Annotated in this window: 2 protein-coding genes; both read right to left on the bottom strand. The window is 71.5% G+C overall.

Annotation, left to right across the window (positions count from 1 at the left end):
* A partial coding sequence (locus tag BFF76_RS13495) for a beta-ketoacyl synthase N-terminal-like domain-containing protein (RefSeq protein WP_420877211.1) occupies nt 1-4,772 on the bottom strand: 4,772 nt, incomplete at its 3' end.
* Nucleotides 4,773-4,909: 137 nt separating this feature from the next.
* A complete protein-coding gene (locus tag BFF76_RS13490; protein WP_208604847.1) occupies nt 4,910-13,969 on the bottom strand; it encodes a type I polyketide synthase in 9,060 nt (3,019 codons plus the stop codon).
* Nucleotides 13,970-13,985 lie beyond the last annotated feature (16 nt).

Raw genomic sequence — 13,985 nt, 5'->3', positions numbered from 1 at the left:
CCCGGGAACACGAACACCACGTCCGAAGCGCCTACCGACGCCACACCCGTGACCACACCAGCCACCGGCTCACCCGCCGCAACCGCCCCCAACGCGGCCGACAACTCCTCACGATCCGAGCCCAACACCACCGCCCGGTGCTCAAAACCCGCACGCGAAGATGCCAGCGACCAGCCCACGTCGGCAACCGAGACCTCGGAGGAAGTCACGAACTCGTGCAACCGCTCCGCCTGCCCGCGCAGCCCGGCCTCCGACCGGGCCGACAGCACCCACGGCACCACACCACCGCCGGCGACAACATGCCCCGGACCGGACCCGACCTCGTCTTCCCGGCTCTCCTCGGCCGGGGCCTGCTCGACGATGATGTGCGCATTCGTCCCACTCACACCGAACGACGACACACCCGCACGCCGAACACGACCCGTCTCAGGCCACGCACACCCCTCGGTCACCAACGTCACCGCACCCGACGACCAATCCACCTTCGGCGTCGGCTCATCCACGTGCACGGTCCTCGGCACCACACCGTGCCGCATCGCTTCCACCATCTTGATCACGCCCGCGATGCCTGCGACGGCGGAGGTATGGCCGAGGTTCGACTTCAGCGAGCCCAGCAGCAGCGGCCGGCCCTCGGGCCTGTCCTGGCCGTACGTCGCCAGCAGCGCCTGCGCCTCGATGGGGTCGCCCAAGGTCGTGCCGGTGCCGTGCGCCTCGACGACGTCGACGTCCGATGCTTCGAGCTGTGCGTTGGCCAGCGCCTGACGGATGACTCGCTGCTGCGACGGCCCGTTCGGCGCAGTCAGGCCGTTGGACGCGCCGTCCTGGTTGACCGCCGAGCCGCGGATCACGGCCAGCACCTGGTGACCGTTGCGCCGTGCCTGGGACAGCGGCTCCAGGAGCAGCACCCCGACACCCTCGCCCCAGGCTGTGCCGTCCGCCGCCGCGGCGAAGGGTTTGCACAGGCCGTCGGGGGCGAGTCCTCGCTGTTGGCTGAATTCGGTGAAGATACCCGGGGTCGACATCACCGTCACTCCGCCGGCGAGCGCCATCGAGCACTCGCCCTGTCGCAGCGCCTGAATCGCCAGGTGCAGCGCCACCAGCGAAGAGGAGCACGCCGTGTCCACCGTCATGGCGGGACCGGTCAGGCCGAAGCTGTAGGAGATGCGCCCCGAAGCCACACTGCCCGCGGCGCCGGTGAACAGATAGCCGCCGGATTGCTGGGCGTTGGTGGCGTCCGTGCCGTAGCCGTGCGGGACGGCGCCGACGAAGACACCGGTCCTGCTGCCGCGCAGCGTCTCCGGGTCGAGGCCCGCGCGTTCCATGACCTCCCAGGAGGTCTCCAGGAGGAGCCGCTGCTGCGGGTCCATGGCGACGGCCTCTCGCGGCGAGATCCCGAAGAAGCCCGCGTCGAACTGCCCGGCGTCGTGCAGGAATCCGCCCTGGTCGACGTAGCTGGTGCCCGCCCGCGAGGAGTCCGGGTCGTACAGCGCGTCGAGGTCCCATCCACGGTCTTCCGGCAGCCCGGAGATGACGTCCTGCCCGTCGAGCAGCAGCTGCCACAGGTCTTCCGGGGAGCGTATGCCGCCGGGGAAGCGGCAACTGGTGGCCACGATGGCGATGGGCTCGTCACCGGAAGAGCCGGATGTCGTACGAGAGCGCAGGGCGGCGGCTTCCGCGTCGTCGCCGTCCGAACTGTCCGCGCCGAGTATGCGGTCGCGCAGGTGCTCTGCGAGCCGCAGCGGCGTCGGGTAGTCGAACACGGCCGTCTGCGCGAGGGGCTGCCCGGTCGCGATGCCCAGTCGGTTGCGCAGGTCCACGGCGGTCAGCGAGTCGAATCCTGCCTCGCGGAACGCCCGACCCACCTCGACCTCATGCGCCGAGGCCCAGCCGAGTACTGCCGCTGCCTGGGTGCACACCTCGTCCAGCACGACGCGCAGGCGCCGGCTGTCGGTGGGCGCGTCGAGCACCTTCTGGCGGAAACCGTCGACCGGTTCGGCTACCGGCGCGGAAGGCAGCTCCACCTGGACGGGCGCACCGGCGGCCGAGGGCGCGAGCCAGTAGCGGTCACGCTGGAAGGCGTAGGTGGGCAGATCGACCGGATCAGTGCCTCCGGCGACCGGGGCGAAGACCGCCGACCAGTCGGGCATGCCGCCGCGCACCCACAACTCGCCCAGCGAAGTGAGGAACCGACGGATGCCACCCTGATCACGACGCAGAGTGCCACCCACGAACACCTCGACACCCATCGCCTCACCGGTCTCCTCCACCGGAGACGTCAGCACCGGATGCGGACTCACCTCCACAAACATGGTGTGACCGTCAGCGATCAGCCCACGAACCGTCTCCTCGAACCGCACCGGCTGCCGCAGATTACGGAACCAGTACTCCGCACCCGCCGCACCAACCTCAAGAACCCGACCCGTCACCGTCGAGTACATCGGCACATCACCCGCACGCGACACCACCGGAGCAGCCAACTCCAACAGAGCCTCACGCAACTGCTCCACCTGCACCGTATGCGACCCGTAATCCACCGGAATACGACGCGCCCGCACCCCATCACGCTCACACACGACCATCAACTCATCCAGCGCCGCAGCCTCACCCGCAACCACCGTGGACCGCGGACCATTCACCGTGGCGACATCAATCCGGCCCACCCACGGCCCGATCAGCTCCACCGCCGCACCCTCACCCACCGCCACGGACACCATGCCACCCTGGCCCGCCAGCTCCCGCCCGATCAACCCACTACGCAACGCGACAATCCGCGCACCATCCTCGACCGACAACACACCCGCCACCACCGCAGCCGCCAACTCACCCTGCGAATGCCCCACCACAGCAGCCGGCCTGACACCCGACACACGCCACACCTCCGCCAAGGACACCATCACCGCCCACAACATCGGCTGAACCACATCCACCCGATCCAACGACGGCGCACCCTCACACCCCCGCAACACATCAACCGGAACCCACTCCACAAACGGCGCAAGAGCCGCCGCACACTCACCAAACCGCTCCGCGAACACCCCAGACGAATCCAACAACCCCACCGCCATACCCACCCACTGCGAACCCTGACCCGGGAACACGAACACCACATCCGAAGCGCCTACCGACGCCACACCCGTGACCACACCAGCCACCGGCTCACCTTCTTCCAGGGCCTGCAGGGCGGTGAGCAGCTCCTCCTGGTCCGCGCCGAGCAGCACGGCCCGGTGCCCGAGTCCCGCACGCGAAGATGCCAGCGACCAGCCCACGTCGGCAACCGAGACCTCGGAGGAGGCCACGAACTCGTGCAACCGCTCCGCCTGCCCGCGCAGCCCGGCCTCCGACCGGGCCGAGAGCACCCACGGCACGACACCATCGCCGGAGACGAGGCCGGCCGGACCGGACTCGGCCTCCTTTCCGGGGGTCTCCTCGGGCGGAGCCTGCTCGATGATGACGTGCGCGTTCGTCCCGCTCACTCCGAACGACGACACGCCCGCACGGCGTGCGCGACCCGTCTCGGGCCAGGGACGCTCCTCGGTCACCAGCTCCACGGCACCCGAGGTCCAGTCCACATGCGGCGTCGGCTCATCCACGTGCAGCGTCCTGGGCACCACACCGTGCCGCATCGACTCGACCATCTTGATCACACTCGCCACACCCGCGGCAGCCTGCGTGTGACCGATGTTGGACTTCAACGAGCCGAGCAGCAGAGGCCGTTCCCCGTCCCGTTCCTGGCCGTACGTCGCCAGCAGCGCATCCGCCTCGATGGGGTCGCCCAGCGTGGTACCCGTGCCATGCGCCTCGACCACGTCCACCTGCGCGGCAACAAGCCCGGCGCTCTCCAGAGCCTGACGGATCACACGCTGCTGCGCGGGGCCGTTGGGCGCGGTCAGACCGTTGGACGCGCCGTCCTGGTTGACCGCCGAGCCGCGGATCACGGCCAGCACCTGGTGGCCGTTGCGGCGCGCGTCCGAGAGCCGCTCCACCAACAGCAGGCCCACACCCTCCGACGCGCTCATACCATCGGCAGAGGCGGCGAACGCCTTGCAGCGGCCGTCCCGCGCCAGACCCTGCTGCCGGCTGAGCCCTACGAAGACTTCGGGCGTCGACATGACCATCACGCCGCCCGTAAGCGCCAGTGAGCACTCGCCGAGCTGCAGCGCATTGATCGCCAGGTGCAGCGCCACCAGCGACGACGAGCAGGCCGTGTCGACAGTGAGTGCCGGGCCTTCGAGGCCCAGGGTGTAGGAGATCCGGCCGGAGATGACGCTGTCGGCGCGGCCGGTGAGCAGATAGCCCTGCGCCTCTTCGGGGGCGGTGGCCGGGTCGCCGTACCCGTGGAAGCTGGAGCCTACGAAGACACCGGTGTCGCTGCCACGCAGCGCGGCGGGGTTCATGCCGGAGCGCTCGAACAGCTCCCAGGAGGTCTCCAGGAGCAGCCGCTGCTGCGGGTCCATGGCCAGGGCCTCGCGCGGGGAGATCCCGAAGAAGCCCGCGTCGAACTCCCCCGCGTCGTGCAGGAACCCACCCTCGGCCACGTACGAGCTGCCGGGACGCTCGCCGGTCACATCCACCAGGGTTCCCGCGTCCCAGCCGCGGTCGGTGGGGAATCCGGTGATGGCGTCGCCGCCCTCGGAAAGCAACCGCCACAGGTCCTCGGGAGAGGCGACCCCGCCGGGGAACCGGCAGCTCATCCCGACGATCGCCACCGGCTCGCTGCCGGCCGACTCCATGGCCTTGAGCCGTGACTTGGTCTCCTTGAGCTCGGCAGTCACGCGCTTGAGGTACTCGAAGAGCTTGTCTTCATTCGGCATGGGCGGCAGGTCCATTTCTTGGCAGCACTGAAAGGGTCGGCAATCGCGTTCCGGGTGGAGTCAAAAGGGCGGCGCGCAGAGCGCCCGGCCGGTCCGGATCACGGCTCTCCCAGCTCGTCATCGATCATTGCGAACACTTCGTCGTGGGAGGCTGTCCGGAGGTCCCAGCTCTGCTCGGCCCTGCCGCCCGAGGTGGCCACCGAGTCCGGGCTGACACGGCGCAGCAGTTTCTCCAGCCGCTCCACCACGTCGCCCCTGACCGGGTCGTCGTCGCGCAGGGTGGCCAGCTCGACATCCAGGCGGTCCAGTTCGGCCAGCATCGGGCTGGTGTACGTCTCATCGCCGAACAACAGGTCGCGCAGATAGGCAACAAGGTCAGCGACCGTCGGATGGTCGAAAATGAGCCCGACCGGCAGCTTGTGGCCGACCTCGCCACCGAGGCGGTTACGCAGCTCCACCGCGGTGACCGAGTCCAGGCCGAGCTCCGCGAACGGGCGGGTGAGCGGCACCGATTCGGCCCCGTCGTGGCCGAGGACGGCCGCGGCGTGGGTGCGGACCGCCTCACGCAGCACCCGGTCCTGCTCCTTCCGAGCCAGGCCGAACAGACGCTCGGCAAGATGGGGTCCCTTCGTGCCACCGGTACCCGCCCCCTCCGCAAGCGTCTCCTGGGGGCGCTGGACCTCCGCGAGGCCGTACAGCAGAGGACTGGGCCGCGCGGCGGTGTAGGCGAGCTGGAACTTGTCCCACTCGATATCGGCGAGGACCACGAAGGTGTCGTCGCCCGCCAGGGCTCGCTCCATGGCGAGGGTGGCGCGCTGCGGGGACATGAGCGGCACGCCGTGCCTGCGGCGCAGGTCAGCGACGACGTCCTTCTCCGCCATGCCGCCCTGGGCCCAGGCGCCCCAGCCGATGGAGGTCGCCACCTGGCCCTGGGCCCTGCGGTACCAGGCCAGCGCGTCCAGGTAGGCGTTGCCGGGCGCGTAGTTGCCCTGGCCTGCGGCGCCGAAGGTGCCCGCCGTGGAGGAGAAGAGCACGAACGCCGACAGGTCCGCGTCCGCGGTCAGCTCGTGGAGGTTCCACGCGGCACCCGCCTTCGAGCGGAGCGAGGCGGCTACGCGAGGGAGGGTCAGCGTCTCCAGCGGGCCGTCGTCCAGGGCGGCGGCGGTGTGGAAGACCGCGGTCAGCGGCAGCTTCTCCGGGATGCCTGCCAGGGCGGCCGCCAGTGCGTCGCGGTCGGCCGCGTCGCAGGACAGGACGGTCACCCGTGCGCCCGCAGCGGTCAGTTCGGCCCGCAGCTCGTCGGCGCCCTCGGCATCGGGGCCGCTCCTGCTCAGGAGCATCAGGTGCTCAGCGCCCCGCTCGGCGAGCCGGCGTGCGAGGTGGCCGCCGAGCGCGCCGGTACCGCCGGTGATGAGGACGGTGCCCCTGGGCGGCCGCCAGGCGCCGTCCCGTCCCACGGACGCGGCGGCACGCACCAGCCTCCTCGCGCGGACGCCGGAGGGACGCACCGCGAGCTGGTCCTCACCGGTCTCGCCTGTCAGCAGGGCGCAGAGCCGGTAGATGTCCCGCTCCCCCGGCTCGGTGGGCAGGTCGATCAGGCCGCCCCAGCGGTCCGGGTACTCCTGCGCCGCGACCCGGCCGAGTCCCCACACCATCGCCTGCCGGGGCCCGGTGAGCTCGGCGCCACTGCCGGTGGTGACCGCACCGCTGGTGACGCACCACATGGGGGCGGTGACCGCGGTGGCGGCCAGTGCCTGGATCAGCCCAAGGGTGCGGGAGAAGCCGAGGGGTACGCCGGGGTGAGCCGGGTGGGAGTCCTCGTCCCGTCCGGTCAGCGCGAGGACTCCGGCCGCCCGCTCGTGTCCTGGGACGGCGCGCACTCGTACGGAAATCTCCTCGACGTACGGGAGTTCGCCCGTGGTGGCGGTGTCCTCGGCGCGCTCCGCGGGGAGCAGGACCTGACGGACGGTTCCGCCGCGGCGCTCGATGCCCGCGCCCATGTCCCGAACCGCCGGGTCGTCGGCGCGTTCCTCGGGAACGACGAGCAGCCAGGTGCCCGTGAGCCGGGCCTGGGTCTCCTGAACCGGCGCCCATTCGATCCCGTAGCGCCAGGCGTCCACGGTGGCCTCCTCGCGCTGCTTGCCGTGCCAGGCGGAGAGCGCGGGCAGGACGGTGGCGAGCGAGGAGCGCACGGAGTCGTCCGCCACACCGAGCGCGGCGGCGAGCGATTCGGTGTCGCCGCCGTCGACCGCCGTCCAGAAGGCGCTGTCGACGCCGGAGCCCGCGCTGCCCTGCGCGGGCGCGGGGGCATCCAGCCAGTAACGCTGCCGGTGGAATGCGTAGGTGGGCAGGTCCACGGTCCTGCCACCGTCGAAGGTGCCCTCCCAGTCCACGGGCGCGCCGGCGACGAACAGTTCGGCGAGGGCGGTCAGCAGTCTGCTGCGGCCGCCGTCCTCGCGCCGCAGGGTGCCGGCGACCACGGGGGCGGCCGCGAGGTCCGCGAGGCTGTCCTCGATGCCGGTCGTCAGGACCGGATGCGGGCTGACCTCGACGAAGACGCCGTGGCCCGCGTCAGCGAGGGCGCGCACGGTCTGCTGGAAGCGGACGGGTTCGCGGAGGTTGCGGTACCAGTACTCGGCGTCGGCCACACCGTCCTCGAGTGGCTCGGCGGTGACGGTCGAGTACATCGGCACCTGGGCCGGGCGCGGGGACACGGGAGCGGCGAGCTCGAGGAGGGCCTCGCGAAGCTGCTCGACCTGCGGGGTGTGGGAGCCGTAGTCCACCGGAATGCGACGGGCCCGTACGCCGTCGCGCTCGCACACGGCCATCAGCTCGTCCAGCGCCGCCCCCTCACCGGCGACGACCGTGGACTGTGGGCCGTTGATCGTGGCAACGCTTATCCGGCCCGCCCAGGGCTCGATCAGCTCCGCCGCCGCCTCCTCGGCGACCGGCACGGACACCATGCCACCCTGGCCGGCCAGTTCACGCCCGATCAGCTGGCTGCGCAGCGCGACGATCCGCGCGGCGTCCTGGAGTGAGAGCACGCCGGCGACCACGGCGGCCGCCAACTCACCCTGGGAGTGCCCCGCTACGGCAGCGGGCTTGACGCCGTGCGCACGCCACACCGCGGCGAGCGAGACCATGACAGCCCACAGCATCGGCTGGATCACGTCCACGCGCTCCAGCGACGGAGCGTCCTCGCGCTCGCGCAGCACGTCCGCGGGCACCCAGTCGATGTGCGGGACGAGGGCCGCCGCGCACTCGCCGAACCGGTGGGCGAACGCCGGCGAGCAGTCCAGGAGTTCGGTTGCCATGCCCGCCCACTGCGAGCCCTGGCCGGGGAAGACGAAGGCGGTCCTCGTGTCGCTTGCCGCGGTGCCGTGGATCACGCCGGGGGTCTCGTCGCCGTGGCCGAACGCGGCCAGGCGCCGCAGCAGTTCCTCGCGGTCGCGGCCGATGACGACGGCGCGGTGCTCGAATTCCGCCCGGGTGGTCAGGAGCGAGCGTGCGATGTCGACGAGGGCGGCCTCGGGGTCGGCGCTGACGTGTGCGTGCAGGCGCAGTGCCTGCTCGCGCAGGCTCTCCGGGCTCTTGGCGGAGATCACCCACGGCAGGTGGGCGCCGGTGTCCTCGGCGGCCTCGGCCTCGGGCTCCGGGGCGTGTTCGAGGATGACGTGGGCATTGGTGCCGCTGATGCCGAACGAGGAGACGGCACCGCGCCGCGGCCTGCCCGTCTCGGGCCACGGCACGCTCGCGTCGGCGAGCCGCACACCGGCGGAGTCCCACTCGATGTGCGGCGTCGGCTCGTCGACGTGCAGCGTCTTCGGCACCACACCGTGGCGCAGGGCGAGCACCATCTTGATGACGCCCGCGACACCTGCCGCGGCCTGGGTGTGACCGATGTTGGACTTCACCGAGCCGAGCAGCAGCGGCTTGTCCTCGGGGCGGTCCTTGCCGTACGTGGCAAGGACGGCCTGGGCCTCGATCGGGTCGCCGAGCGAGGTTCCGGTGCCGTGTGCCTCGACGACGTCGACCTCGGCGGTGGTGAGCCCGGCGTTGGCGAGCGCCTGGCGGATGACGCGCTGTTGTGCGGGGCCGCTCGGCGCGGTCAGGCCGTTGGATGCGCCGTCCTGGTTGAGGGCGGAGCCACGGAGGACCGCGAGGACGGTGTGGCCGTTGCGGCGCGCGTCCGAGAGCCGCTCCACGACGAGCATGCCGACGCCCTCCGCGAAGCCCATGCCGTTGGCCTCGGCGGAGAAGGCTTTGCAGCGGCCGTCCGGCGACAGACCGCTGATGCGGCTGAACTCCACCATCGGGCGCGGCGTCGACATGACGGTGACGCCGCCGGCGACCGCGAGTGTGCAGTCGCCGTTGCGCAGGGCGTGCGCGGCCTGGTGCAGGGCGACCAGCGAGGACGAGCACGCCGTGTCGACCGTGATCGCTGGACCCTCCAGGCCGAGTGTGTAGGCGATGCGGCCGGAGGCGACGCTGTTGGCGCTGCCGTTGCCGAGGTAGCCCTCGTATCCGCTGAGCAGGTCGGGGAAGCGCACGGCGTAGTCGTTGTAGATGAGGCCGGTGAAGACGCCGGTCGGGGTGGAGCGCAGGGTGGCCGGGTCGATTCCGGCCCGCTCCAGCGCCTCCCAGGTGGCCTCGAGGAGCAGCCTCTGCTGGGGGTCGGTGGCCTGCGCCTCGCGCGGCGACATCCCGAAGAAGCCGGGGTCGAAGTCCGCCATGTCGTGCAGGAATCCGCCGACCTTGGCGAAGTGCAGCTCGGGGGCCTCGGGGTTGTGAAGGTCGACGGAGTCCCAGCCGCGGTCGGTGGGGTAGTCGCCCATGGCGTCGCGTTCGTCGGTGAGCAGTTGCCACAGTGTTTCGGGCGAGTCGATGTGGCCGGGGAAGCGGCAGCTCATACCGATGATGACGATCGGGTCGTCGTCGGAGGCGACGGCCGGTGCGGCAAGGAGGGCTGTGCGGTCCCGGCCGCTGTCGCCGTCGACACCGAGCCGGATGCCGACCTCGGCCGCGAGGGCGGCGGGGGTGGGGTGGTCGAAGACAGCGGTCACGGGCAGGCGCAGACCGGTGGCAGAGCCGATCCTGTTGCGCAGTTCAACGGCGGTGAGCGAGTCGAAGCCCATGTCGCGGAAGGCCCGGCCGGCCTCCACCGCGCCGGCGGTGCCGTGGCCGAGGACGAGGGCAGCCTGGGCGCGCACCAGCTCCGTCAGCTCGCGGTCACGCTCGGTGGGGGCCAGGGCCGCGAGGCGCCCGCGCAGCCCGTCGCCACTGCCCGCGGAGGTGTTGACGGCGGCCCGCATGGCCGTGGTGCGCACCAGAGCGCGGAAGAGCGGTGCCAGGGGCCGCTGTTCGCGCAGCGTGGCCGTGTCGAGGCGGACCGGGACGGTGTGCGGGCAGGGAAGGCGCACCGCGGCGTCGAAGAGGGCGAGACCCTCCTCGGTGGCCAGCGGCCGGACACCCACGCGCCGCATGCGGTCGAGGTCAGCGGTACTGAGCGCGCCGGTCATGGCGCTGCGGTCGGCCCACAGCCCCCAGGCCAGGGAGTGCGCGGGCAGCCCCTGGGCACGGCGCTCTTGCGCGAGCGCGTCGAGGAAGGAATTCGCCGCCGCGTAGCCGCCCTGCCCCGGAGAGCCGAGGACGCCCGCGGCCGAGGAGAAGAGCACGAACAACCCGAGGTCACGGCCGCGGGTGAGCTCGTGCAGGTTCCAGGCCGCGTCCAGCTTCGGGCGGAGGACCGTCTCCAGACGCTCGGGGGTAAGCGCGGAAAGGACACCGTCGTCCAGGGCTCCGGCGGCATGCACCACACCGCACAGCCCGTCGAGCCCGTCCAGGAGCCTGCCGAGGGCCACGCGGTCGGCGGCGTCACAGGCCTCGACACGCACGGCGGCACCGAGCCCGGTCAGTTCGGCCGCGAGCTCCCGGGCCCCCGGCGCGTCCTGGCCGCGGCGGCTGGTGAGCACCAGATCCCGCACGCCGTGCCCAGTGACCAGGTGGCGGGCCACGGCGGACCCGATGACGCCTGTGCCACCGGTCACCAGGACGGTGCCGTCCAGAACCGCGCGCGGGTTGGTCAGGACGACCTTGCCAATGTGCCGGGCCTGGCTCATGTGCCGGAAGGCCTGCGCTGCCTGGCGGGTGTCCCACGCGGTGACGGGCAGCGGCACCAGTTCCCCGCGGGCGAAGAGTCCGGCCAGGTGCGCGAGCATCTCACCGAGCCGGTCGGCGCCCGCCTCACCCAGGTCGAAGGCCTGGTACCGCACGCCGGGTGAGGCGACGGTCACTTCATCGGCATCACGGATGTCGGTCTTGCCCATCTCCAGAAACCGGCCGCCGCGCGGCAGCAACCGCAGCGATGCATCCACGAACTCCCGGGCCAGGCTGTTGAGAACGACATCGACACCCCGGCCCTCGCTGTGCTCCAGGAACCGGTCGGCGAACTCCACGCTGCGCGAGGAGGCAAGCCGCTCGGATGCGATGCCGGTGTGCCGCACCGAAGGCCACTTGGCCTCACCGGCCGTGGCGTACACCTCGGCACCGAGGTGCCTGGCCAGCTGAACGGCGGCCATGCCCACCCCGCCCGCGGCCGCGTGCACCAGCACCGACTCACCCTCACGCAGCCCGGCGAGATCGACCAGCGCGTAGTAGGCGGTCAGAAACGTCACAGGAACGGACGCCGCCTGGGCGAACGACCACTCGGCGGGCATCACCACCAGCATGCGGCTGTCGGCCACCGCCGAAGGACCCGCGTACGAGCCGGACAACAGACCCATGACCCGGTCACCCACCCCGAGCCCGGTGACACCGGCGCCCACCTCGGTCACCACCCCCGCACCCTCACTACCGAACAACGCCTCGGTATGCGGTACGACGCCCAACGCCACAAGCACGTCACGGAAGTTGACCCCAGTGGCGCGCACCGCGACCCGGACCTGGCCCTTCTGCAGGGGCACCGTGACGCTCGGGGCGGCCACCAGGCGCAGCCCGTCCAGGGTGCCGCCCGTGTCGAGATCCACACCCCAGACCTCGGCCTCGGGAAGAGCCAGGGTGCCGTCCTTGGCGGGGGTGACCCGGCACAGGCGGGGTACGGAAACCGCTCCGGACCGTACGGCGAGGGAGGTCTCGCCCGTGACCACCGCACCGGCGACCGCGGCGGGCAGGGCCGCGGCGGACGACGGCGCGTCGTCCAGGTCGACCAGCAGGAAGCGGTCGGGGTGTTCGGACTGGGCCGTGCGCACCAGGCCCTGCACCGCGGCCTGCCCGGGTTCGGGCCGCTCGCCCGGTGCGACGGCCGAGCCGCCGCGGGTCACCACGGCGAGCCTGGCCTCCTCCAGTTCCGGCAGGGCCAGCCATTCCTGAACGGTGCCCAGCACGGAGGCCAGCAGTTCACGGGTGAGGGCGGGGACGCCGCCGGCCTGGGCAGCAGAGGCGTCGTCGGCTGTAGCGGCAGCGGTGCCGTCGGCGACCGTCCGCGGGCAGGGCAGGAGCACGGTGTGCGGTACGGCGGCGCCGCCGCGGACACTCGCGGCGAGCGCGGCGAGATCCGCATGCCGTGGCAGATCGAGGCCCGGTAGTCCTTCGCCGATGACCGCGGTCGGTCCGTCGGCTTCGACGTGCTCCGAACCAGCTTTCAGCGGAGTCCAGTTGACCTCGAACAGCGAGTCGACGCTCTGGCCCGCAAGGGCGTCGGCGGTCAGTGGCCGCGAGGTGAGGGCCTCGATGGTGAGGACCGGCAGCCCAGCGTGATCGGTCAGCTGGACCGAAAGGGCGTCGTCGCCCACTGGCGTCAGCCGGGCCCGGACCGCGGTGGCACCGGTCGCGTGGAGACGGGTTCCGGCGAACGAGAACGGCATCAGCCGGTCGCCCTGCCCCTCCAGCAGGGTCACCAGACGTGTCTGGAGCGCGGCGTCGACGAGGGCGGGGTGCACCCCGAACCGCTCGGCATCCCGCTCGGCACCCTCTGGCAGTACGACATCGGCGAACAGTTCCTCGCCGCGCCGCCACACCGCACGGATGCCCTGGAAGACCGGGCCGTAGCCGTATCCCGTGGCTGCCAGGCGCTCGTACAGCCCGTCGATGTCCACGGCCTGCGCGTCGGCCGGCGGCCAGACGGTGTCCTGCACGGACGGCTCTTCGACAGGTGCGGTGACCAGCGTGCCCTCGGCGTGACAGGTCCACTCGGAGTCGTCATCCTGCCCGGGGCGGTACGCCCGGGAGTGCAGCCGCACCGCGCGCCGGCCCTGCTCGTCGGGGGCTTCGACGACGACCTGGAGGTCGACCGCCGCGTCACCGGTGGGTACCACCAGCGGGGAGTGCAGGACGAGTTCGTCCAGCAGCTCGGTGCCCACGCTCTCACCGACCCGCAGCATCAGCTCCAGTACGGCGGCCCCCGGCACGAGCGCCCGGCCCATCACCACGTGGTCGGCCAGCCAGGGGTGGGTGTGCAGGGAGATGCGGCCGGTGGATACGTGGCCGTTCCCGGCCGCGAGAGCGACGCCGACCGCCAGCAGAGGGTGGCCGAGCGCGGAAAGCCCTCCCCCGGACACCCCCACGGTGCCGGTCCCGCTGTCCAGCCAGTAGTGCTCGGTCTGGAAGGCGTAGGTCGGCAGTACGACCCGCCGGGCCCCGGAACCTGCGAAGACCGCCGACCAGTCGGGCGTGCCGCCGTTGGCCCACAACTCGCCCAGCGAAGTGAGGAACCGACGGATGCCACCCTGATCACGGCGCAGAGTGCCACCCACGAACACCTCGACACCCATCGCCTCACCGGTCTCCTCCACCGGGGACGTCAGCACCGGATGCGGACTCACCTCGACAAACGTGGTGTGACCGTCAGCGATCAGCCCACGAACCGTCTCCTCGAACCGCACCGGCTGCCGCAGATTACGGAACCAGTACTCCGCACCCGCCGCACCATCCTCAAGAACCCGACCCGTCACCGTCGAGTACATCGGCACATCACCCGCCCGCGACACCACCGGAGCAGCCAACTCCAACAGAGCCTCACGCAACTGCTCCACCTGCGCCGTATGCGACCCGTAATCCACCGGAATACGACGCGCCCGCACCCCATCACGCTCACACACAACCATCAACTCATCCAGCGCCGCAGCCTCACCCGCGACAACCGTGGACCGCGGACCGTTCACCGTGGCGACATCGATC

This window comes from Streptomyces mutomycini (genome assembly GCF_001700505.1).
Classification (GTDB): domain Bacteria; phylum Actinomycetota; class Actinomycetes; order Streptomycetales; family Streptomycetaceae; genus Streptomyces; species Streptomyces mutomycini.
Note: the sequence above shows the minus strand (reverse complement) of the source record. Positions and strands in the feature narration are given on the sequence as shown.